We start from the raw sequence: 22,309 nt of genomic DNA, 5'->3' as shown, positions 1-22,309 counted from the left end.
TTGTCACTGGCTGTGTCACCCTGCCCCTATCTCTAAACTCAAGGCACAGCAATTAAAAAACCCGTATGGGTTTTTGCTTTTGTAAATTGCTGTTGCATTGATCTCTGAAACCTAAGCCATACTGGATTCTAGTGAGCAGTCTCTCTGTTCTAGTGAGCGGCCACTCGTTTCAATCTGGCCATAAAAAAGCCATCGAAGTCATTCTCACCCACAAAAATACTGCGAGTCTCTTCCAGTTCCCAACCAGGATTTTCAGCTAAAAATGCCTCCACTTGCTTTTGGTTTTCAGAATGAAAAACACTGCACGTAGAATAAACCATCTTGCCGCCCACTTTTAACATTTTAGAATAGGAGTTTAAAATTTCTTTTTGCAAATTATAAATCCGCTCAAAGTCTTCGGCTTCCCATCGGTATTTTGAATCAGGATTACGTCTAAAGACACCCGAGCCCGTGCACGGCACATCTAAAAGCAAACGATCTGCCGAATCTGCTAAACGTTTGATGGTCTTTTGCCCCTCAATGAGTCGTGTTTCAATATTTTGCAGTGAATTTCTTTTGGCGCGTTTTTTAAGTTCCCCAAGCTTCCACTCATAAATGTCTAAGGCTAACACCTTCCCTGTGTTCCCCAGTAAGGTGGCTAAGTGCAGTGTCTTACCACCTGATCCCGCGCACGCATCTATCACTCGCTGCCCTGGTTCTGCTTGTAAAAAAGGCGCAATCAGCTGCGAGCCCCCATCTTGCACTTCAAAAAGTCCTTTTTTAAACGCTGGGCTTTTAAATATATTTTGTCTTTCTCGCAGCCTTAATGCCGACGTCGAGGCAGGCACCTTATCTGTGGCAATGCCCTCTTCTTCTAAAGTCCGCTTTAACTCCTGCACACTTGTAAGGTGTGTGTTAGCACGTAAAAACACAGGAGCCACCTCTTCTGAGGCCTGATAGTACTCTTTGAGTTGAGTCGTCATCTGGCTCTGACACACTTCGTGAAAACGTTCTGAATACGAGTAACGAATCCACAGAGGCGCTCTTTTCACATCCCCACGCCCCAGTCCTCGTAAGTCAGGAGCTTCTAGAACATGGTAGTCATTTTTTTTCAAATAATAGTGGGCCAAAATATCTGAAGACGCATTGATGTTTTCTTGGGCCTCGTAACTTAAAGCATAACGCTTGCGAATGATCTCATAAAACACTTCCGCAAACACTTTACGATCGCGACTGCCCCATCTTAAATTATGACGAAAAACATTATCTAAAACTTTTGAAGCAGGCTTCTTCTCTTCAAAGACCAGTACCAAACTAGGAATCAGCTCTTTTAATAAAGGCCGATGAAACTTTTTAGCAGACCCCACATTAGTAGTTTTAGTTGCCCCCGAAGGACGCGCTGAGGATTTAGAACCGAAGTCTCGAGAAGGACCTGAAGGTTTAGACTCCGCATATCGTGAAGTGCTTGCAAACTTAGAACCCGAACGTTCAGAGGAACGCGCAGGGTTTGAGGGTTTAGAACTCGAATACTTAGTAGAACGTGAAGAGCTTGCGGACTTCGAGCCTGAATATCGCGAGGAGCGTGAGGAATTGGGTGATGAGGACTTTACTTTTTTAGACATTTTGACTTCTTTTGAACACTTTACGAAAACACTTTTGTGGGTTTCATTTTCACAGATTTTTAAAGTTTGTAACCTAAGCTAATGTTTCCAAAAAAGCCAGAACTATGTGCATTTTGGCCAAAAGAGAGGTCCCCCGTAAGACCTATTTCAAACCGATAAAACACAGGTTGCTCTTTATGAATTTGGTTAAAGAACACCCCCGCCATCCAAGGGGCAAAAAGCTTTTGACTGGGCCCTACCATGTCTCCATAGCCATATCCCAAACCTGCCCCAACAAAGGCTTCAAGTTGTGTGAAGTTCCAACGAATGATGTTTATAGATTCACGGTGGTAAAAGCGCACCCGCCCCCAGTCACTGGCCCCTCGAATATCACTTAAAAGCACAAACTCCCCTTTGGTTCGCCCCCCACTAGCATTCACAATGGGAATGGCTAAACCAAGGCTAGTTCTTAAACTGGGGCTTCCATCTGTGCCGCCGTACTTTTCATTGATAAAGCTTAAATAGATAGCAGTTCTACGCGGAGGCTGTGGGGCTACCGTAGCGGTAATCTGTGATGGAGCGGCCTCATGCTGAGCCACTTCTCTTGTTGGAGTTGCATATCGAGCTTGTGCAGACGGAGGAATGTTATATTTTGTGGCAGGTGGTGCCGCCTTAACGCCTTTTTGTTGCAGCTGCTTACTTTCATAAAAAAACTTTTGTGCTTCTGCAAAATGCGGGTCGTTGGCCGCTGCTACAGAAGTCAACAGAAAAACAGATGTCATTAAAAGTGTTCTGCAGCATCGGTGTTGCATATTTTTATTTTATGTCCAAAGGCACTTAGCGTCACCTTGACGTCAGGCCAATATCTTTTTACCTTTCCATACCTAAGGAGAGTCAGGAAAGATGAATTGCCCCTACTGCGGTCACCAAGATACAAGAGTTCTCGAAACAAGATTAAGCAAATCTGGCAATAGCATTAAGAGACGGCGCGAATGCCAAAAGTGCAAATCCAGAGTCACCACTCACGAAGTTGTGGAACTGAACTATCCCATGATTGTCAAAAAAGATGGACGGCGCGAAGCCTTTTCAAAAACTAAACTTTTGGCGGGCTTACAAGCCGCTTGTCAAAAGCGTCCTATTGCTCAATCCCAACTTGAAACTATTGTTGAAAAGATCAGTCATAAAATTCTTCAACGTGGAGAAAAAGAAGTCGCCGCCGATTTGGTCGGTCGTTACGTGATGACTGAACTTAAAAAGATCGACGAAGTGGCTTACGTGCGTTTTGCTAGCGTGTATATGACCTTCCGTGAAGTGAACGAATTCGTAGAAACCTTAGGTGGAGATCCAAAGTGGGTCTAATGCGTGCCACGCGTGAAAACACGCTTAAAATTTTGTTTCAACAAGAGTTCACCCAAAATCCCCTTGATGAAAGCTTAAAGCACTTTCGCGAGTACTTCATTAAAGACGAACCCGTCAATTGGGAGTTCATTCAGGCGGTCACCTCTTATGTTCATGCTCACCGCGAGGATCTTGATCAACAAATTGCGTCCCTTGCCAATAACTGGAAACTTGAACGTCTTGCACTAGTGGATCTTCTTCTGTTGAGAATTGCCATCGCAGAGATTAAACTAAATCTAACGCCTTTTAAAGTGGCCATAAACGAGAACCTAGAGGTGGCAAAAGTGTACAGCTCTAAAGACTCCGTAGGCTTCATCAATGGGGTGCTTGATCAATGGGGGAAGGAACATGGGGCAACTGAATGAGATTTCACAACTAGCTTCTACATTTGTACCAGGAGCAGATCTATGGGCCGTTCCTTTTAGTCCCCATAGCACTTGGTTTAAAAAACTCAACTGGTACACCTCTTCCCAAATGACACTTTGGGTTTACAAGAAACAACCCACATTCTCTGACACTTTAAAAAAAGTCATCAAAGACGAACAGATGCCATTTTCGGATCAGAAGACTTTACCTGAAAACAATGTTCTGGTGTACACGCAAAATATTTTCCCCAATAAAGGAATATTAGCTCTGAATGTCGATGTGGGATTACAAAACTGGTTGGTTGAACTTCATAAAAAGGCCACAGAGTTAAATTTAAATACTATTCGTATATTTTGGGGGTCGAATCAGATCGAAGATTTTTTAAAAGGTCTTATGGCTGAACAAAGTCGATTTGAAAACTTCCAACTTGAAGTCGTCACCTGCGAGCCCGATCCTCTATGATACAAAATAAAAAAATCTATGTGCTTTCTGACGGAACAGGTGAAACGGCCATGAGTATGTTACAGGCCGCTCTTGTGCAGTACCATAACTCAGACATTAAGATCATTCGTGTCAAAAACGTCAGAAGCCCCTCTCAAATCGAACGCACGATGGAAGAGGTGAAGGAAGAAAACGGTTTTGTGGTTTACACGCTTGTGAGCAAAAGCATGCGAGAACTCATCCAAAATTTATCTCAATCCTTGAATGTACCCAGTGTAGACCTCTTAGGCCCTGTCTTAGAGCAATTGGACTTATTTTTTGATCTGCAAAAACGCGAACATTTGCAAGCAGGACTTTTACGTACTGTTGATGATAAGTATTTTAAACGCATCGAAGCCATTGAGTTTACTGTAAGGCATGATGATGGCAAAACTTTATCTCAACTAGACAAAGCCGATATCATTTTGGTGGGTATCAGCCGCACCAGCAAAACTCCACTTTCTATATTTTTAAGTCATAAAGGCTGGAAGGTTGCAAATATCCCTCTGGTTTTAGGAACATCACTGCCAGATGAACTCTTTGAAGTCGATCAACGAAAGATTGTGGGCCTCACCATTAACGAAGACAAACTTCACCTGATCCGCCGCAAACGCCTAGAAAACTTCGGCCAAGACCCAGGCGGCGAATACGCAAATCTAGATCATATCCAAAAAGAATTAGATTACGCCAACGACATCTTCAAAAAAAACAGACGCTGGCCGATCGTCAACGTCACCGACCGCGCCTTAGAAGAAACAGCCGCAGAAGTCGCCCGCATCGTCGCCGCCCGTCTCGGCAAAAGCATGGATCCTCTATTCTAAGCCGCCTCTTGCGCTTGGTCTTTGGGTTGTATTTTTTTATATATACTCAAAATGCTCAGACAGTGACGTTTGGCATGCCTTTGCGTTCGCAAAAGCACGCCAAGCCGAACTCGCATTTCGACCATATATAAAAAAATACAACCCAAAGACCAAGCGCAAGAGGCTCAGTTGGTGTTTTAGTTTAGGGCTTGTTGGCGGACGGCGCGGAAAAGCACCTCAACAATATCGTTCACTTCTTTTGTGTTTTTATAATACATGTTTACAGATGTGCTAAAGCGGACGTCTTCCACCATGATTTTACTTAGGCGGCCTGTGCGTACTTGTTTTTTAATGCTGTGAGCGGGTAAGAAGCCCCAGCCTAGGCCAGTTTCGATCACTCGTTTTAATGTACCTACGTTATCGGATTCAAAAATGGGGTTTAATTTTAAACCTTGAGCTTTGAGATGTTCATCAAGTTGGGCTTGGAATCCGACGTACTTGTCGGTGAAATAGATCACTTGATTGGCAACGTAATCTTTTAAAGCCACTCTTTGTGGTAAAGACGAGTCACGACCTGAACCTACCAGCCACATTTCATCTGTCATTAAAAACTTTTTACCTAAGCTTTTAAATTTATCTGAAACTTCAAAAGTAGGCTCTGGCAAAATAAGAACATCTAACTGATCCTCATCTAAGTCTTTCACTAGGTTATGGATCGAGCCATAAATCAATTTGATCTTAAGTTTTGTATTGTGCTTCATAAACAGACCAATGACAGGGCTGATAAGGTAAAGTCCCAAAGAGTTTAAGGTCCCAATGCGGATTTCACCTGAAAGTTCGTTGGACATGGCCTGCAAAGCCACTTCGGCTTGCTCTGTCAGATGCAAAATGCGCTTAGCGTAATCATATAAAAGCTGCCCTTGCAGGGTCGGTTTAACGCTACGCACACCCCTAACCAAAAGCTCACAATTGACTTCATCCTCTAAGTTTCGGATCTGTTGGCTCACTGCGGGCTGAGTCAAAAACAGTTTTTCAGCCGCAGCAGTCATACTTCCTTCGCTGACGACCGTACAAAACGTTGCTAATTGCTGAATATTCATGATTTTAGCCTCCATTATGCGTTTTTGTAATACGCATCATCCTCAAATCCTTATATTAGTGCAGGATGGCAACAAAGTATAAGCATAACTTATCAGCAGTGTAAATTTTTCTTTAGATGACTTTATTCAGGACCTTAGGCCAGAATAATTGTGGGAACAGATGGGGGTATAAGACATGAAGTCTTTTTTCGTCACTAAAGGAATTTTTCTAGTATCAATGACTCACCTTCTTATCGCTTGTGGCGGTGCAGATCAAGTCAGATATGGCGCACCACAAAGCGAAAGTGAGTTAGGTCAGCTTATTTTAGGAGCAGAACCTAGCGAAAAAGAAAAGTATTTATCAGCAAAGCCTGCTGCACAAATACGCATTCTTTCCGAACAGCATGGATTTTATGAAGTCCTTTCCGAAGACAGCCACGAAGAGCTTGCTAAACATTTTCCTTCCGCTCTGATTCAAAAGAATGAATTTTATATCAAAAAACAAAGCACCAGTGATGCTGACACATTGACGGGGCTTTTTGCGGCCCAAAATTTCTCTGCGGCTCAAGACTTAATTGATAACACTCAATACCACGGCTTAAAAGTGATCGGCGAAGAGATTAACTTTCAAACTTGCAAAAGCAACGGCCTAAAACCTGTCATCAAAATTCTACCTGTTTCAGACAATTTAAAGCGACGAGCCCCTCTGGAGATCGGCGAGACTGTGATCTTAGATGCGTCTCAAAGCCAACCTCATGCCTTCACGGGTGGAGACTTAAAACTGTCCTTTGTTATTGAATCTCCACTAGGCTCTCATGCCAAAGACATCTATGCGGATCAAACTTTAAGATTAACTTTGGACACCATGGGTGTTTACCGCATCCTTGTTGTTGCTCAAGACATCAAAAGTGTGTGCCATGTTGAAACCGCTAAACTTTTAGTTACAGGAAATGAAGAGTTTAAGCCTTCTGTAGTAGCTATGGATGCCCGTGTTTCAGTGCAAAAGTTTTTACACAAGCTAGAACTTGGACAAGCTCATAAAAAATCTACGGGCCAAGGTGTTTTAATCGCTGTGGTTGACAGTGGTGTGAACTATAACCACCCCCACCTTGTAGACAATATCTTTATCAATACTAAAGAAACCGATTATAATTCAGATCAAGATGGCAATGGCTATCGCGGGGACATCCATGGTTGGGATTTCGTCAACAATGACCCCTACCCTTTTGATGACAATGGACACGGAAGCCATATCGCTGGTCTTGCTGCAGGAAAACTTTTGGGTGTAGCCCCTGATGCTAAAATTTTACCCGTAAAAGTATCTAATGCCGAGGCCATGTCAGACCTAGGAACGACACTACAAGGTTTAACTTACGCCATTGAAATGGGAGCCAAGGTCATCAACATGTCCTTTGGGAGCTACCGTCCACCAGCTGCCATTGAAAATCGAATCTTAAAACTTGCTGAACACGCAGATGTGCTTCTTGTCGCTGCTGCTGGAAATGGCGATCCTAACTCGGGCTTAGGCATCGACACAGATAGAATTCTGCACATGCCTTCAGGGCTCACTTCTCCTAATCTTCTCAGTGTGGCCGCCGTCAATGAGTTTGATCGCCTGTCTTACTACTCTAATTTCGGCTCTAAGAGCGTACACATCGCCACTTATGGTGGAGAAGATTTTGATTTTGCAAATCGCAGACCCTACGATGGAATGCTGTATTCCACTTACATCCCTAACCCCGATGGACTTTTATTCTTTCCTTCGCAAGGAACTTCCATGTCCACACCCATTGCTGTGGGAATTGCCGCTCTTGTGTTTTCTTATAATTCTTCTTTGACCGCGCCTGAAGTCAGCCAAATCCTTAAACAAGCAGGACATAAGGCCAGTGCTCTTGAAGGTAAAATTTTATCTGGAAAAGTCTTAACCGCAAACTCAGCCCTTGATCTAGCTCCAGTACCTACTCCAACATCTACAAATCTAGCAAGCCAACCTTAGACCTGTTCCCTTGATAAGCGTTTTGAATCTTCTCCATAATGTGTAAAATCACATTATGGAGAACAACATGAGAACACACATCATACTTACTGGTCTTTGCATCTTTGGACTTCTATTTGTCGCCCCAAGTGTACATGCTAAATTATTTAAAAACTCTTACGTACAGTTTGAGCTTCCTGCAAATTGGGACTGTGAGCTTGAAGGTACTGAATGGGTTTGTATCAATAAATTTGTAAAGAAAAATAACGAAAAGCGTGAAGCGATCATCATCCTAACGGCTAAAGAAAAAGGGCCAAGTGACTCTTTAACTTTGTATGAGGGACACTTAAAAACAGAGCGCAACCTCGTAAATGCCAAAGGTCAAAAGTACAAATCACAAATCAAACAAGTACGGCCTCGTAAAATTTCTATGCAAGACTGGATGGATGGGATTCATTTAGGCAGTGAGGTGCAAGAGTACTACACTCGCTATCTTGCTACAGTAAAAGGACAGATTGCAGTTCTTGTGACCTTTAGTGCCCACAAGGATCATTACGCCAAATATGCCCAAGACTTTATGAAAGCCATTCAGTCTTTAAGAATCGTAGCCTCTGATGACATCTTAGCAGGATCAGGTGGAGCCCTACGCAAAAGAGAAGACGATCTGTATGCACTACCCATAGGCGCCACTTTAGACGAAAGCGAATTGGGTGATGAAAACATGTATGCAGAATCTGGTGGTGACAACCAAACCGCAACACGCATCCTCATCGGGCTTCTTCTTGTGGCCGCAGGTGGTGCGGGTTTCTATATGCTACAAAAAGATAAATTTAAAAAACGTGGTTAATAAAAAAGCCAATTTAGATGTCTAAATTGGCCTCTACTTCTAAAATGTTTCCCCACTCAGGTGACCCAAACAGGCATCTGAGTTTTTTTTATTTCTAAAGCCCCAAAGACTTGTAGTTTTTGTATTCAATAGGAATGCCCAGCTCTTCAAAGTCTGGAGTCAAACTGGCTTTTGAACCTAGGATTGTGATTTGTAAATTTGTGTTTCTGTAGTATTTAGCCAATATAGCACTTGCATCTTTGACTGAAACTGACGCCACATCTTTGACATAAGTATTTAAATAGTCTTCATCAAAACCATAAAGTTTATACTGCATGACTCTGGCAATGTAGGACTCTGTGGTTTCAAAACTTCTAGGAAGCTGTCCTAAGATGGTCGCTTTTTGATCTTTTAACTCTTTAGCTGTGACGCCATCTAAACGAGCGCTTTCAACCTGTTGTAAGACCACTTGTAAAAGTTCTGAGATCTTTTCATGACGAGTAGAAGCCGCAAATATAATTGGGCCCTCTTCTTTTAAACCTTGTGGGGAACCGTGAATGCCATACACAAGTCCACGCTTCACACGCGCCTCTTGCATCAAGCGAGATGAAAAATCACCTCCCGCAACAACTCCATTTGCAACCTGAAATTTAACAAATTCAGGATTGTTACGCTTCATACTCTGGTAACCAATACGCACTTCTGCTTGAGCCATATTAGGTTTATCCACAAAGATGATCTTTGTAGGCACCTCTTTCACTTGCGCAAAGGTCTTGGCCTTTAAGTTCGAACCCTCATGGGCCTTTAAGGCTCCTAACTTCTGCATTAAAATCTGCTTAGAAGATTCAGAGTAAAGCCCAGATATGGCAATGTGCATACGTGAAGGATTCATGTAGCTTTTATAGAAGTTTTCGATATCGGCGACATTCATACCTTTGACCGCAGATAAGGTTCCTGGAACAGGCATTCCATAAGCATGATCTTTTCCAAAAAGATTAAAGTAAAATAACATGCTGACAAAAACCTGAGGACTTTCCATGAAGCGTTCCAGTTCAGCCACTTGGGAGTTTCTGCGTCTTTCAAATTCTTTTTTACCAAATTCAGGTGAGGTGATGGTCTCAACAAATAGACTGGTCGCCTGATCACTGTATTTGGATAAAGCTTTGGTTCTTAAGGACGCAAAATCACGCTCTACACTGACAGACAACGAGGTTCCTAAGTTAGAGTAGGCCTCTTTAAGTTTAGAGCCAGGACGGTTTTTTGAACCTTCTTTTAACATTTCAAACATAAGTACTGCTGAGCCCTCTTTGCCCGCAGGGTCTAAGGATGAACCTACATCAAACAAAGCCTGTAAGCTCATGTAGGGTAAGCTAGAATCTTTAACAAAATAGAGAGTCACACCATTTTCTAAAACCACAGTTTCAAACTGGGGAAAATGAAATTTTGTGGTCGCAGTAGAGGAGGTTGAAGAACATCCACCCAGACCCGCTATCAGTAAAATTCCTAGAACGAAAGAACATAAAGATGTTATCCACGATCCTGTCTTTTGCATTTGATCACTCGTATTATTTTTCTCATTATTAAATTGTTTCATATTCACTTCCTAAAATTCCATGTCCAAGAATTACTTTCCTAAGCTCAATACATTGGCTTGATTTCTGGAGAGGTACTTCTTTGCCGCTTGTTTGATTTCATCATTTGTCACAGACTCATAAACCTTTAAATCATTAAAGAACTCTTTATAGTCTCCACGGATCAACTCTGTGGCCGCAAGAACTCGCCCTTTACCACTTCCAGTCGCCAGTGCCGTGGTGAAGTCAAGCATGATGCGATCTTTAGTTCGCTTTAGCTCTGTCTCTGACAGACCTTTTTGTTTGATTCTTTCAAGCTCACGTAAAATTTCACTCTCAACAAGATCAAAGCGACTTTTGCCAATCATATTGATGTTAAGCCCCAGCACCCCACTGTGATTGAGAGAATAGTTCCACGCACTCACGTTAGAAGCTAGTCGCATTTGATCTACTAAAGATTTATGCAAACGACTGTCTTCACCACCACCCAAAGCCTCAGCCAGAATATCTAAAACATAGGCATCCTTTTGACCAATGCCAGGCACTCTAAAAAAGATTCCTTGCATACGAGTATCAAACTTCTCGATGCGTTTATATCTTCTTGCGGTTTGAGGTTTAAACGCTGGTGGTTGTTTTTTTTGAATTTCAGAAGCAGGAATAGCAGCATAGTATTTATCAATCCAATTTTTCACCTGCTCGACATTAAAATCCCCCACAATCACTAAGACTGAATTATTAGGGGCATAATATTTTTTATAAAAAGCCTTAAAGTCATCCATAGAGGTGGCGTTTAAGTGATCCATAGAACCAATCACAGACCAACCATAAGGATGCCCCTCAAAGGTCATACCCATCAATGTTTCAAAAGCTAAACCCGAGGGAGAGTTATCCACACGCATACGGCGTTCTTCTTTGACCACTTCTCTTTCTTTTTGGATTTCATCCATGTCTAGGGTCAGATTCACCATACGATCGGCCTCTAGCTCTAACACCTTTTCAAGTCCCGCAGCAGGAAGCATCTCGTAGTAGCCCGTATAATCTGAAGAGGTGAAGGCGTTGTTAGAAGCCCCCAGCTCTGTCAACATCGCATCAAAAGATCCTGAAGCATATTTTTTTGTTCCTTTAAACATCAAGTGCTCAAAGAAATGGGCTAAGCCTGTACGGTGAGGTTCTTCATCGTAAGACCCTACATGATACCATTGGTTGACCGTCACCATAGGCACACGATTGTCTTTATGAAGTAAGACCGTCATTCCATTTTTGAGTTTATACTTTTCTACGTTTAACTTCAGTTCCTGGGCTGACGCCTGAGCCATTCCAAACACCAGAAATGCTACAGCTATAAACATCCTCATCTTTCACCTCAATGTTGTTTTTTGCTAAAAAACTGTATTTTTGCATATACATCATAGTGCGAAATGGGCTGACCAATAACTTGCAGCGCATCACTTAGAGAAATCTAATCGAGGCCAGTTTGTGACAACAAGCCCCAAACCTAAGATCAAAAAACAGACAGGAATATACATGGAGTTTTTTAAACCCCACTCATCTGCGATCACCCCCGCAAGCATGTGCATGATCACCACCACAAAAGAACTGACAGCAATGGCCATCGCTGAAATCTTTTTAAATTCATGTCCTGCCTGTTTAGCAATTTCAGAGACAGTCACGGGGTAAACAGGAGCCATTAGAAATCCCATAAACCATATCCATGTGGGTTCAAATACAATACAAAATATCAACCAGATCAAAGACGTAAGAAGCGACAGCATGATAATGCTTTTCCCACTGACTTTGACAGGCAAAACACTATTGATCACTCGACCAACAAAAAGCCCTAAAAAGAAAAAAGACAGAAACTTTCTGGATAGCTCCAAATTCTGTCCCAACCCTTCCTGATATAGAATAGTCAATCGTGTGGAAAAGTAGAGTTCACTAGACACATAACATGCAAGAAATAAACTCCAAAAGATCAACACCTCTTTTTTGTGAGTCACCATCAAATCTGCACTTAGACCCACTTCTGACACCACTCCAGCAGAGGGCACCTGACCTTTTTTCACTCGTAAACACTGCCACACACCAAAGATAAATAACGGAACACTTACAAAGAGTATGGGCAAAAAGGCATTGGACCACTTGATGGGCCATGCAAGGATATACCCAATCAGCAGAGGCGATAGAAAGGCCGCCAGTCCATACAAAGAGTGCATCACAGATAAGAATGACCTTTGCTTGGACTTAGGCACAAACTCTTCAATCACAATATTGATGGTGACCATAATGATCCCCAAAGCTAAACCAAAAAAGACAGCTGCGCCTATTAAAATTTCAAAGCACGTGGAAAATGACAGTCCCACCACAAAGATCATCGTGCACACCAGTCCAATAAGTAAAGTGCTCACCGAAGAAAAGTATTTCAGCAATGTGGGCACTAAAAAATTAGCAATCACTGCCATAAAGGAAGCCACAGCAAAAAAAGCTCCCCCTTGCACATGACTTAAGCTTAATCCCTCTAGAATTTGGGGATAAAGTGGACCTCTAGCATTGTCGAGCCACCCTAATGTGATCAGACTGAAGAAGGCCAATAAAACTGGACCCCAAAAAATGGCCGAAGAGACTGTGACGCTTTGCTTTGGGGATGGGATATCAACTGTGTTCATGCCAAATTCTTACTATGGAAGGACAAACAATGGCTAGCAAAAAACCACAACAGGAAAACGTATTCCTCAGTTTAGCATTCAATCTCATCATCCCTGTTCTCATTTTGCAAAAAGGGGGGAAACTACTCGGTGGTTTTGACGGAGCGGCCACTCTTTCCCTTATTGTGGCTCTCTGCTTTCCCCTATTCTATGGGCTTCTAGATTACATTCGTCGAGACAACAAAAACCTTCTGTCCATCATTGGTTTCATCAATACACTGGTCACTGGGGGATTTGCGCTGGCAACCCTTCAAGGTCACTGGTTTGCGATCAAAGAGGCCGCTGTGCCCTTGATCTTAGGACTTGGGGTTTTGGCCTCTATTCGTATGAAAAAACCATTTATGTCTTTTTTAATTCTGAAATCTGGGGTTTTAAACTCTGATCTCTTAAAACAAAAAATTGAAGAGCAAGGGCACCAGACGCAATTTGAAAAGCAACTCAATCGCTCCACCTACTTGCTTTCCATTTCATTTTTTATCAGCAGTGTGCTGAACTATTTTTTAGGACTTTATATCTTCCAACCTTTAGATACAACACAGACATTGGAACAGCAAAAAGATGTGCTCAACACTCAGATTGCCCAAATGAACTGGATGGGGATGCTGGTGATCAGCTTACCTTTAATGTTTTTTCTGGGATTCATTCTCTGGGATTTTTTCAGACAGATTAAAATCTTAAGCGGCCTGACCCTCGAAGATCTCGCCCCTCAAACCTAGAAGCTCTTGGTCGACGTGGCTCTTCTTTTACTTCTTTTTTCTGTAGCGGTGGAGGATGAAGATCAAACTCCTCTTTTTCTGGAATAGCATATTTCAATTTTTGCTTTTTACCTGCTAAATAGTTGGCGCGCGCTTTTTCTCTTTGAGCTTCATGTCGCTTTTGTTGGTCTTGCATCCACTGCTCAGCCTTACGTTCTTTTTCTTCTGCACGATCAGACTTTCTCTTTTTCACATACTGCTGGCGGGCCTCTTCGTATTTTTTATCTGCATTTTGACGCTTTTGTTTAAAGGCATCAGTGTTGCTGGTTCTGTCCTTATCGAATTGCTTTAGTTTTTTTTGTCGTGAATAAAAATCATCGTATTTGGCCTTTGTGGTCTTCTCAGGAGTCACAGCAGAAAATGCCGTACTTAGCCCCACCAACAGACCTAGGCCCATCACAAAACATACTCTAGTTAAAAAGCACATAGATCAGCCCTCCGTGTCACTTCGAGTTTAACATAGACAATTGGGCCTAGAAAAGCAGATATCTGTAAAAGGACTAGGAGATACTCATGGAACATGTCATTGAATTTGGAGTTTTTTTCTTAAAAACAGCTGTCATCCTTTTTGCATTCATTATTGCCCTATCTTACATCCTCAGTGCTTCACTTAAGGCTAAGGCTGGAGACAAAAGCACTTTGCAAATGACCAACACATCTAAAAAACTTAAAGAGCGCGAAAAAGAACTGCAAGTTAAGTTTGCCGACCCCAAACAGGCCAAGGCTCTTAAAAAAGAAGTCAAAAAACAAAAGAAGAAAAATAAAAAACAGGCCACTTCTGAAGAAAAAAAACGTTTATTTGTTTTAAGCTTTGAGGGTGACATTAAGGCCTCCCAAACCGAAGATTTAAAATCTGAAATCACTTACCTACTTCAGGCCGCACGCCCACAAGACCAAGTCATGCTTAAACTTGAAAGCCCTGGCGGTATGGTGAGCGGATATGGTCTAGCTGCCTCTGAGCTTTTAAGAATTAAAAATGCAGGGCTGAAACTTACTGTGTGTGTCGATAAAGTGGCTGCCAGCGGAGGCTATATGATGGCCTGTGTGGCTGATGAAATTCTTACGGCCCCTTTTGCTATTTTAGGTTCTATTGGCGTTGTCGCTCAACTTCCTAACTTTCATAAGCTCCTGAAAAAAAATGACATTGATTATGAAGTGCTCACAGCAGGAAATTACAAAAGAACTCTGACTGTATTTGGAGAAAATACTGACAAAGGACGAGCCAAGTTTGTAGATCAACTCGAGGACATCCATCAGCTTTTTAAAAACTTTGTGACACAAAACCGCCCGCAAGTGGATATTGATCAAGTGGCTACAGGTGAATATTGGTTTGGAAATCAATGCGTAGACCTAAAGTTAGCCGACGGAATCAGCACCAGCGAAGATTTTGTTTTTTCAAAACATAAAGACTTCGACATCTTTGAAATCCGCACCCGCAAGAAAAAATCATTGGTGGACATGATCTCTGAGCCTGTCAGTAAAATTGTAAATGAAAAGCTAGAACAACTTTTGATGTGGAAGGGCTTTTAAAATCTATAAAAGCCAAAGGGTATTCTTTATTCAGCAAGTTTAAATTTGTATCCGCCCTCTAAGTCCCCATGAACCTCATAAGACTTTCCTGCTCTTGTGAGGTGGCCATTAAAAGACAAAGATTTTGTTTTGTACGGTATCTCTTTTGCCGTCAATTTCAGTGGCCCCACCTTTGGAGCTTGTGCGATAAACTCTAAGCTTCCTAAATCTTGATCTAACAAAAGATCCATTTTCACAACGGCATTCTCAAGATGATTAGGGATCAAGTCCGCAGTCTGCACATACTTTGAATTGACTTCAAACTTTTTAGACTGCATTTGCAAAAACATTTTTTTATGGTCTTGGGCTTTGATCTGTAGGTTCATCCCTTCAAACTCACCCCATAAGGTTTTGCACTCTTCAATCTTTGCATTCACCAGAATATGATTGGCGTACTTTTCCTGTCCTTGCACTGTAATGTCAAACTTATCAAAAGAAAACGGCTCAAGCATAAAGAGCGCGTACACTTGATTGTTGAACTTTAAGCTTTGGCCATTGGCCTGAAACTTCCACTGATACTCGTCGCTTTTAATAGGCTTAAGTTCAAAACCAATTTGTCCTTCAACTTCACCCTCTCCAAAGGTGATTCGTTCCAGATCAATTCTGAATTTGTCTTTGTAGTACTCTAAACTCATTTCCGCTTTTTCCACTTTTTGGAATGCTCTTTGGCCAGAACTGGAAAAGAAAAACTCAAGCCCCTCAACACTGCCTTCAAAAACAATATCTTGGAATCCATTGACAATACCCGACCCACGAATATGTCCTGCACGTCGTAAAACACCTCTCAAACCTTTATGATCCAAAAAGTCTGATGCCTGTTCGAGGTCTAATTTTTCAATTCGCCACTCAAAGGGCTTTTGCACGTCAAGCTTAGGATAAACAGCAATCTCAACATCCCCAGCAATAGCATCCACCATTTCTCCGCGCAAACGTAGCACGCGGGCTAGGACATTTAAACTCAGTTTTTTGTGATAGCTAGCTAGCAGCGCACCTTCACCATTTAACCATAAAAGATGAGTGTTAAGCTGTGACAGAGTTTGTTTGGTATCAAAAGTTTTCACTAAAAATGAAAACGGAAAATCGCTGGCCTTCCAATGTAACTTCAAATCATCCAAATCTTTTTGATAATCAGAGTTCAAAGAAAAACGACCTTCGTTATAGCGGGCCTTAGCATTCATCTTAAGACCCTTGGCTTTGTTAAACTCTAAGTTGATCCAATAAACTGGAAGTCGTTTAAGGGTTTCAAATCTTGGTAAGAGGATTTTAATACCCCCTAAAAGTAGAATGGACTCATTGCTCTTATCATACGTAAGCCTGAGCCTTTGCACTTCGGCATGTTTTGCATTTTGAATTTGCGCAAGATCTTCTTGGGCTGCAAGCAGTTCCGAAGCTTCCGTCTCTTTATCGGCTTCTAACTGTTTTACTTTTTCTTTGGCTTCACTCAACGCCACCTTGGGGTCATCCCAAAGTGCCGTCACTGGTTCATAAACATTTACTTTTTGAATCTTTAATCCCTTTACTCCACGGAAGGGTTTTAAGAGCGCTGTAAAGAGTTGATCGTAATCTTTTCCCTCTAAGGCTTGCGTGACATTATGAGTAGGTTCTACGGGTTCACTTGCAGACTGCTGCTCTTGTTCGATACAAATATTGTCTTTCTTAAGAACCTGCAAATCCACGTCGCCTATTTTTAAATAGCCAAAACGAAGTTTACCTCTAAAAGCTTCAATCAAAGAGAAGGGAACCAAAATATAGGGAGCATTCATTTGGAAGCTATTTGAGCAACCATGATATCTGATCATCACTCCTTTAGCTTTGATCCCAAATAAAGGAAAAAAACTTCCTGAAAAGCTCACTTGAGCCTTTTTAAATTCTATATCCAAATGTTCGTAATCAGGAATCCCCGTCTTAATCCAACCCGCAACTCTTTGGGGTGACAGAAACAACTGCGTACCACCGCTGACCGCCATGACTATAAAAAACGTAACGATAAACAGTTGGAAAAGTCGCTTAGAGCGTTCGGGCTGTTTCATAGGTTTATAAGAACATACTTCTTACTTAAATTCAAAGTCTACGATCTCGTATTCTTTATCACCACGAGGAGATTGCACTTCAACAGTGTCCCCACCTCTTTTGCCAATTAAAGCACGTCCTAAAGGTGAAAATACAGAGAGCAGACCTTGTTTAATGTCGGCTTCATCAATACCCACAAGCTGATATGTGGATTCTTTATCTGTGTCTAAATCTACAATAGTCACTGTGGCCCCAAAGACCACTTTATCTGAACGAACTTCAGCAGGATTGATCACTTCAGCACTTGCCAATTTGGCTTGAATTTCACTAATACGGGATTCAATAAAACCTTGACGTTCCTTGGCCGCATCATAGTCAGCATTTTCACTCAAGTCGCCGTGGCCTCGAGCCTCTTCAATAGCTTTAATGGCCTTGGGTCTTTCAACCTGAAGTAGATTTTTTAGCTCTTTATTAAGCAGATCACGCCCTCTTACTGTCATGGGCTGTTTATCACTACTCACTTAAGCCTCCCTTAAATGGAAAATTGCTGTTAAACTTAAAGCGACTAATATATAGTATGTTTAGCTTAATTTTCAATCTTAATTTACGAGATGGGACGTCTTCATGTTTGCTTTCTGGAAAAAAGGTCAAACCCAGCTGAATAAAAACCCAAGTCTGATCAGCAGCAAACAGCTCTCAGCTCTTAGGCATATGGATTTATCCAGATGGATCAATAACTTAAGCAAAGCCGACTTCCTCAATCGTAAAGACGAGATCATGGAATTAACGCAGATTGTCGATGCCTTTCTGGAGCTTCCTGAAGCCCGTCTTGTTGAGATCATTGATCTTCTGGAAGTCACCGACTGGACAAAGCTGATTGGCAAGGCGGACATTGATGACTCGGTATTTTTCTTAGGCTATTTGACAGAAGACCGCCTCGAAGAGCTTTTACCTCAGCTTCCTCAACATCAAAAATTACGACGTTATTTAGAATACCCTAGGGATTCTTGCGGTCGACAGATGCAGACGGATTTTTTTTCTATTCCCATAGAACTTACGGCCGAAGAAAGTTTGGATTATATCCGCAAACATGCCAAAAATACCGACTACATTTATTACATCTATTGTGTCACTAGCACTCTCAAACTCATTGGTGTGGCGTCGTTAAGGCAATTGGCCATGGCAGAACCTCAATCGGCTTTAGATGACATCATCAATCGCGATGTGATTGCGTGTCGTACCCATGATGACATCGAAGTGGCGATCAATATGGTTCAGCAGCATGACCTAGTGGCCATTCCCGTGCTCAATGAAAACCACCGCATGGTGGGCCTTATCACTATTGATGATGTGGTAGACGAAATCCAAGAGCAGGCCACAGCCGACATCTACGCTCAAGCAGGTCTGCAACAGATGGACTCTGTGACCATGAAGGCGTATCTCTCTTTTTTAAATCGTATCCCTTGGCTTGTCTTAAATATGTTTTTAGCTTGGTTTGCCAGTTTAGTGATCCATCAATTTGAAAGCACCATCTCAGAAGTGTTAATCCTTGCCAGTCTGATGAACATCTGCGCAGCTACAGGGGGCAATACGGCCATACAAACTTTAACCGTGGTCACTCGAGGATTAGCCATCGGAGAGTTTCATTTTACAACCTATAAAAAGGCTCTGATCAAAGAGATCACCGTGGGTGTCACACTGGGCTTTTGTACAGGAGCCGTAGCCTGTTTAGTGGTTTATGGATGGAAGCAAGACCTTACTATTGGACTCATACTGTGGCTCTCCATGTTTCTCAACTCCATCATTGCAGCCACTATGGGCTCTTTGGTTCCTATTATCCTTAAGTCTTTGGGTAAAGACCCTGCGGTGGGAAGCGGTGTGCTTGTCACGATGGGTACAGATATCGGCGGCTATTTGATCTTTTTGACCATCGCCACTTTTGGCCTTTCGTATATTTCTTAGGTCGAGGTCTTTACCAAAAGACCTTAAAGGTACACTCTTATACTAATGGATACGTATAAAGCTCTTGCGGAAAAGATTCTTAAATCTAAATGTATTTTACTCACTACACATAAAAACTGCGATGCAGATGGGTTTGGCTCAGAACTGGCCATGTACTATGCCTTAAAAAAAGCAGGCAAAGACGTGCACGTGGTTCACTATGAACCCGTACATCCGCGCTATCATTTTATAAATAAGGACCATGTGGTGAAAGTCTTCTCTGAAGAGGTTGCCAAAATGAAGCCTGATCTGGTGTTAGCCTTTGACACCAATGACCAGCGACTAGTTGAACCCCTTTATAAAGCCTTTGCCCACACCTGCCCTTTTATATTTTTAGACCATCATCAAATCCTACAGTCAGGACCTCAACCCACAGAGGGTTCAATCATTGATGTCAACAGTGCATCTACAGGTGAGATCGCCTTTAAGTTGATTGAAATGTTAAATTTAGAATTAGACGATGACATTGCCTTTGCTCTTTACACAAGCATTGCTTTTGACACCCATGTTTTTAAATTTATCAGAAGCTCCAAACGCTCTTACGAAATTGCCTCTAAGCTTTTAAGTTTTAATATTGATAGCACCTATATTCATCAGATGCTTTTTGCCAATGGCACTATTGAGAAGCTTCGATTTATGGGCCATATTTTAAGCCGTATTGAATTTGGCAATAACAACAGATCCGCCATTTGTTATATCTCTGCCCAAGAGATGCAAGAGCACCAAGCTGGCATTGAAGAGACCCATGATATTTTAGATCAGATTATGAGTGTGGGACAATGTGTTCTTGCCATTTTGATTCGCGAAGAACGACAAGGCACATACAGAATCAGTTTTCGATCCAAAGGCGACATCAAAGTGCTTGGCATTGCAGAAAAGTTCAACGGTGGTGGACACGCTCACGCGTCTGGAGCCACGGTCACTACAGATTTAAAGGATTTAAAGTCCCAGCTTAACCAAGAAGCAGGCCTATTGCTCCAAGCCACTACTTAAAACTTGCTCTTGAATTTCTAGAGGAAAAACACATGTGAACTCTGCACCTGCTTTATATTCAGGGCTCACAAACACTTCCCCTTTGTGCAGTTTCATAATGTGGTTGACGATGGCAAGACCAATACCAAACCCGCCAACTTTACGACTTCGAGATTGATCCACGCGATAAAATCGCTCAAAAATACGTCGTTGTAAGTCTTGAGGTATCCCAGGACCCTGATCTCTTACTCTGAGAATAATCCCTTTAGAGTCTTTCTCCCAAATGACAGAGATCTTTCCACCACTCGGAGAATATCTTAAGGCATTAGTCACTAAGTTTGTGATCACCTGCAAAAGTCGCTTACGGTCTGCGTACACATAAAGGTCTTCATCAGCCAGAACCTCAATATTTTGGTTTGCAAACTGGTTGAGTCGAAATGCCGTATGAGTGAACTCTTTGCAGTTGATCAGTTCAATATCAATCTGCTCAGAGTTTTCTAAGGTGGAGAGATCTAGAAGACTGTCTGTTAAACCCACCAACCTAGAGGTGTTTTCTTTAAGGGTTGATAGAACTTCCGAAAATATCTGAGGATCAGACACGCTTCTTTCTATCAGACTCACCGAACTTGAAATCATAGCAATAGGAGTTCTTAATTCATGCGAGGCATTGGCCACAAAGTCTAGGCGTTTTTTATTGATCTCCATCTGATGGGTACGGTCTCGCAGTACTGCCACTACACCATAGGTGGACATGTCGGTCTCACGTTTTAACGGAGCCACAGACACGATGTACACATGCACCTGTCCGCCCACCAAAATGTTTACAAATTGCTCTTCAGCAATTCCCTTTTTAAGACTGTTTCTTAAAACCTGTAAAAGATTAGCATCAGCCACTACTTGATGGGCATAAAGTTCTTCTAAAGAACCTGACTCTAAACCAAAGACCATTCCGAAGGCAGGGTTATAAAAAACCACGCGTTCATTTTGGTCGATAGCAAAGATCGGTTCCTCAACAGAATTCATCACAGCTTGCAATTCAATTTTTTCTCGAGATAAAGCTTTAAAGTTTTTACGAATGATCTTAACCAAACGTTTGATCACTTTTTCTAGTTCTTGCCACTCACCAGGGGTTTTATCGTAGGCAGACAGTTGCGACAGGTACAACTCGTTAAAGACCTGATCCTCTACCATTTGTGTAAGATGATGAACGATCTGCATTAAGGGACGCAAGACATAGGCCAAAATGATGATCAGATTGATGACAGAAATAAAGGCGAAAAACACATAGCTATAGATCTTACTACTTTGAGTTAGGGCTCCTTCAGGTAAAAATAATCTAAAGGCGATGTACCCTACGGTAAACACAATGATCTGCACAATAAGAGCGCGTAAAAAAAGTCGTTGCGGAAACTTAAACTTCATCAAAGTGCATTCTATACCCTACACCACGAATAGTCTCTATTAAATCCGCAGCGTCTTCTAGTTTTTTTCTTAAACCAAAAATATGGGTGTCCACCGTACGACCAGTGACATTCACTCCGTCACCCTGTACAGTTTTGATCAGCTGTTGACGCGTCAAAACACATCCCTTTTGCATGATCAAGGCTTCTAAAAGTAAAAATTCCGAACGTGTTAAAGGAAGTTTCTGTTCGTACAATCTCGCTTCAAAAGCTTGAGAGTTTACAGAAATAGGTCCCACACTCACCCATGTCGCAGTAGCACCACCACTGCTGCTCGCAGAGGGCTCAACCGTTCCCATACCCGCAGCCCCTGCTAGGTGGATGTGCTTCTGATCATAACGTCTGAGCACGGCTCTAATTCTTGAAACCAGTACACGTTCATCAAAAGGCTTTGTCACGTAATCATCAGCACCTGCTTCTAAACCTTCAATGATGTGCTCTGGTGCACTTAATGCCGTTACAAAAATAATGGGCGTGTCCGTATTGTCTTTGATCTCTTTAAGAAGTGAAAGGCCTGACCCCTCTGGGAACATTCTGTCTAGCAAAATCAATCGATAGCGTTCCGAAGAGATTTTGTGTCTGGCCTCTTCGCCATCAAAAGCCAAGTCGACATCAAAACCATAAACCCTAAGTTGTAAGGAAACTAATTTCGCTAAATTTTCTTCATCTTCTACAAAAAGCAATCGAGAATTCACATTACGCTCCTTGGAAACCTACTAGGAATATATTCAATAAACGACCAAGACCCAAGTTCTAAATAAAAAC

General features: G+C 42.1%; 21 protein-coding genes. 10 read left to right on the top strand and 11 right to left on the bottom strand.

Annotated elements, in window-relative coordinates; genetic code table 11:
- Nucleotides 1-149: 149 nt before the first annotated feature.
- Both M9899_03690 and M9899_03685 read right to left on the bottom strand, forming a co-directional pair.
- The gene (locus tag M9899_03690) at nt 150-1,601 is read right to left on the bottom strand and encodes an RsmB/NOP family class I SAM-dependent RNA methyltransferase (protein MCO5113259.1); all 1,452 of its coding nucleotides are present in this window, start codon (nt 1,599-1,601) and stop codon (nt 150-152) included.
- A gap of 59 nt (nt 1,602-1,660) precedes the next feature.
- Nucleotides 1,661-2,362, bottom strand: coding sequence for a hypothetical protein (locus M9899_03685; GenBank protein ID MCO5113258.1), 702 nt, complete (start codon nt 2,360-2,362; stop codon nt 1,661-1,663).
- Between the two features lie 121 nt (nt 2,363-2,483).
- Between M9899_03685 and nrdR the strand changes: the two genes are divergently transcribed.
- From nrdR to M9899_03665, 4 genes are read left to right on the top strand one after another with little or no spacing between them, the layout of a single operon-like run.
- Nucleotides 2,484-2,939 carry a transcriptional regulator NrdR gene (gene nrdR, locus M9899_03680; GenBank protein MCO5113257.1) on the top strand — a complete coding sequence of 152 codons (456 nt, stop codon included), beginning with the start codon at nt 2,484-2,486 and terminating at the stop codon, nt 2,937-2,939.
- A complete protein-coding gene (nusB, locus tag M9899_03675; protein MCO5113256.1) occupies nt 2,939-3,343 on the top strand; it encodes a transcription antitermination factor NusB in 405 nt (134 codons plus the stop codon). The genes nrdR and nusB overlap by 1 nt, the downstream gene beginning before the upstream one ends.
- On the top strand, nt 3,327-3,806 hold the full coding sequence (locus M9899_03670; GenBank protein MCO5113255.1) for a hypothetical protein: 480 nt from the start codon (nt 3,327-3,329) through the stop codon (nt 3,804-3,806). Before nusB ends, M9899_03670 begins: the two co-directional genes overlap by 17 nt.
- Nucleotides 3,803-4,645, top strand: a complete 843-nt coding sequence (locus M9899_03665; protein MCO5113254.1) for a kinase/pyrophosphorylase — start codon at nt 3,803-3,805, stop codon at nt 4,643-4,645. Before M9899_03670 ends, M9899_03665 begins: the two co-directional genes overlap by 4 nt.
- 176 nt (nt 4,646-4,821) lie before the next feature.
- Here the strand turns inward: M9899_03665 and M9899_03660 are convergent, their stop codons facing one another.
- A complete protein-coding gene (locus tag M9899_03660; GenBank protein MCO5113253.1) occupies nt 4,822-5,724 on the bottom strand; it encodes a LysR family transcriptional regulator in 903 nt (300 codons plus the stop codon).
- Between the two features lie 175 nt (nt 5,725-5,899).
- Here M9899_03660 and M9899_03655 point away from each other — a divergent pair, with 175 nt between their 5' ends.
- Nucleotides 5,900-7,699: a S8 family serine peptidase gene (locus M9899_03655; GenBank protein MCO5113252.1), complete on the top strand. Its 1,800-nt coding sequence runs from the start codon at nt 5,900-5,902 to the stop codon at nt 7,697-7,699.
- A 67-nt stretch (nt 7,700-7,766) separates the two neighbouring features.
- Complete coding sequence (locus M9899_03650; protein MCO5113251.1) at nt 7,767-8,525, top strand: hypothetical protein; 759 nt, start codon at nt 7,767-7,769, stop codon at nt 8,523-8,525.
- A gap of 94 nt (nt 8,526-8,619) precedes the next feature.
- On the opposite strand, the gene M9899_03645 is transcribed toward M9899_03650, so the two are convergent.
- The 3 genes from M9899_03645 to M9899_03635 all read right to left on the bottom strand — a co-directional run bounded on the left by M9899_03645 (nt 8,620) and on the right by M9899_03635 (nt 12,738).
- Nucleotides 8,620-10,098 carry an insulinase family protein gene (locus M9899_03645; GenBank protein MCO5113250.1) on the bottom strand — a complete coding sequence of 493 codons (1,479 nt, stop codon included), beginning with the start codon at nt 10,096-10,098 and terminating at the stop codon, nt 8,620-8,622.
- Nucleotides 10,099-10,128: 30 nt separating this feature from the next.
- Complete coding sequence (locus M9899_03640; protein MCO5113249.1) at nt 10,129-11,430, bottom strand: insulinase family protein; 1,302 nt, start codon at nt 11,428-11,430, stop codon at nt 10,129-10,131.
- A 90-nt stretch (nt 11,431-11,520) separates the two neighbouring features.
- Nucleotides 11,521-12,738, bottom strand: a complete 1,218-nt coding sequence (locus tag M9899_03635) for an MFS transporter (protein MCO5113248.1) — start codon at nt 12,736-12,738, stop codon at nt 11,521-11,523.
- Nucleotides 12,739-12,767: 29 nt separating this feature from the next.
- Between M9899_03635 and M9899_03630 the strand changes: the two genes are divergently transcribed.
- Complete coding sequence (locus M9899_03630) at nt 12,768-13,493, top strand: hypothetical protein (protein ID MCO5113247.1); 726 nt, start codon at nt 12,768-12,770, stop codon at nt 13,491-13,493.
- On the opposite strand, the gene M9899_03625 is transcribed toward M9899_03630, so the two are convergent.
- Nucleotides 13,444-13,959 carry a hypothetical protein gene (locus tag M9899_03625; protein ID MCO5113246.1) on the bottom strand — a complete coding sequence of 172 codons (516 nt, stop codon included), beginning with the start codon at nt 13,957-13,959 and terminating at the stop codon, nt 13,444-13,446. The genes M9899_03630 and M9899_03625 overlap by 50 nt on opposite strands.
- 86 nt (nt 13,960-14,045) lie before the next feature.
- On the opposite strand from M9899_03625, the gene sohB reads away from it, so the two are divergent.
- Nucleotides 14,046-15,062: a protease SohB gene (sohB, locus tag M9899_03620; protein MCO5113245.1), complete on the top strand. Its 1,017-nt coding sequence runs from the start codon at nt 14,046-14,048 to the stop codon at nt 15,060-15,062.
- 26 nt (nt 15,063-15,088) lie between these two features.
- Here the strand turns inward: sohB and M9899_03615 are convergent, their stop codons facing one another.
- Complete coding sequence (locus M9899_03615; protein ID MCO5113244.1) at nt 15,089-17,131, bottom strand: hypothetical protein; 2,043 nt, start codon at nt 17,129-17,131, stop codon at nt 15,089-15,091.
- 21 nt (nt 17,132-17,152) lie between these two features.
- Complete coding sequence (greA, locus tag M9899_03610) at nt 17,153-17,632, bottom strand: transcription elongation factor GreA (GenBank protein MCO5113243.1); 480 nt, start codon at nt 17,630-17,632, stop codon at nt 17,153-17,155.
- Between the two features lie 103 nt (nt 17,633-17,735).
- Here greA and mgtE point away from each other — a divergent pair, with 103 nt between their 5' ends.
- Together mgtE and M9899_03600 are read left to right on the top strand one after the other, a co-directional pair.
- The gene (mgtE, locus tag M9899_03605) at nt 17,736-19,073 is read left to right on the top strand and encodes a magnesium transporter (protein ID MCO5113242.1); all 1,338 of its coding nucleotides are present in this window, start codon (nt 17,736-17,738) and stop codon (nt 19,071-19,073) included.
- Nucleotides 19,074-19,118: 45 nt separating this feature from the next.
- Nucleotides 19,119-20,105, top strand: a complete 987-nt coding sequence (locus M9899_03600) for a DHH family phosphoesterase (protein MCO5113241.1) — start codon at nt 19,119-19,121, stop codon at nt 20,103-20,105.
- On the opposite strand, the gene M9899_03595 is transcribed toward M9899_03600, so the two are convergent.
- Complete coding sequence (locus tag M9899_03595) at nt 20,082-21,506, bottom strand: ATP-binding protein (protein MCO5113240.1); 1,425 nt, start codon at nt 21,504-21,506, stop codon at nt 20,082-20,084. The genes M9899_03600 and M9899_03595 overlap by 24 nt on opposite strands.
- Nucleotides 21,496-22,239: a response regulator transcription factor gene (locus M9899_03590; protein MCO5113239.1), complete on the bottom strand. Its 744-nt coding sequence runs from the start codon at nt 22,237-22,239 to the stop codon at nt 21,496-21,498. The genes M9899_03595 and M9899_03590 overlap by 11 nt, the downstream gene beginning before the upstream one ends.
- Between the last annotated feature and the right edge of the window lie 70 nt (nt 22,240-22,309).

This window comes from Pseudobdellovibrionaceae bacterium, from assembly GCA_023954155.1.
Lineage (GTDB): Bacteria > Bdellovibrionota > Bdellovibrionia > Bdellovibrionales > UBA1609 > JAMLIO01.
Note: the sequence above shows the minus strand (reverse complement) of the source record. Positions and strands in the feature narration are given on the sequence as shown.

Bases quoted from the DNA above. Each gene is read 5' to 3' on its own strand.
- M9899_03625 (MCO5113246.1), bottom strand. From the start codon at position 13,959: ATGTGCTTTTTAACTAGAGTATGTTTTGTGATGGGCCTAGGTCTGTTG.
- M9899_03640 (MCO5113249.1), bottom strand. From the start codon at position 11,430: ATGAGGATGTTTATAGCTGTAGCATTTCTGGTGTTTGGAATGGCTCAG.
- M9899_03600 (MCO5113241.1), top strand. From the start codon at position 19,119: ATGGATACGTATAAAGCTCTTGCGGAAAAGATTCTTAAATCTAAATGT.
- M9899_03595 (MCO5113240.1), bottom strand. From the start codon at position 21,506: ATGAAGTTTAAGTTTCCGCAACGACTTTTTTTACGCGCTCTTATTGTG.
- M9899_03660 (MCO5113253.1), bottom strand. From the start codon at position 5,724: ATGAATATTCAGCAATTAGCAACGTTTTGTACGGTCGTCAGCGAAGGA.
- M9899_03635 (MCO5113248.1), bottom strand. From the start codon at position 12,738: ATGAACACAGTTGATATCCCATCCCCAAAGCAAAGCGTCACAGTCTCT.
- nrdR (MCO5113257.1), top strand. From the start codon at position 2,484: ATGAATTGCCCCTACTGCGGTCACCAAGATACAAGAGTTCTCGAAACA.
- M9899_03685 (MCO5113258.1), bottom strand. From the start codon at position 2,362: ATGACATCTGTTTTTCTGTTGACTTCTGTAGCAGCGGCCAACGACCCG.
- M9899_03690 (MCO5113259.1), bottom strand. From the start codon at position 1,601: ATGTCTAAAAAAGTAAAGTCCTCATCACCCAATTCCTCACGCTCCTCG.
- M9899_03650 (MCO5113251.1), top strand. From the start codon at position 7,767: ATGAGAACACACATCATACTTACTGGTCTTTGCATCTTTGGACTTCTA.
- M9899_03670 (MCO5113255.1), top strand. From the start codon at position 3,327: ATGGGGCAACTGAATGAGATTTCACAACTAGCTTCTACATTTGTACCA.
- M9899_03655 (MCO5113252.1), top strand. From the start codon at position 5,900: ATGAAGTCTTTTTTCGTCACTAAAGGAATTTTTCTAGTATCAATGACT.
- M9899_03645 (MCO5113250.1), bottom strand. From the start codon at position 10,098: ATGAAACAATTTAATAATGAGAAAAATAATACGAGTGATCAAATGCAA.
- M9899_03665 (MCO5113254.1), top strand. From the start codon at position 3,803: ATGATACAAAATAAAAAAATCTATGTGCTTTCTGACGGAACAGGTGAA.
- M9899_03630 (MCO5113247.1), top strand. From the start codon at position 12,768: ATGGCTAGCAAAAAACCACAACAGGAAAACGTATTCCTCAGTTTAGCA.
- sohB (MCO5113245.1), top strand. From the start codon at position 14,046: ATGGAACATGTCATTGAATTTGGAGTTTTTTTCTTAAAAACAGCTGTC.
- nusB (MCO5113256.1), top strand. From the start codon at position 2,939: ATGCGTGCCACGCGTGAAAACACGCTTAAAATTTTGTTTCAACAAGAG.
- M9899_03615 (MCO5113244.1), bottom strand. From the start codon at position 17,131: ATGAAACAGCCCGAACGCTCTAAGCGACTTTTCCAACTGTTTATCGTT.
- mgtE (MCO5113242.1), top strand. From the start codon at position 17,736: ATGTTTGCTTTCTGGAAAAAAGGTCAAACCCAGCTGAATAAAAACCCA.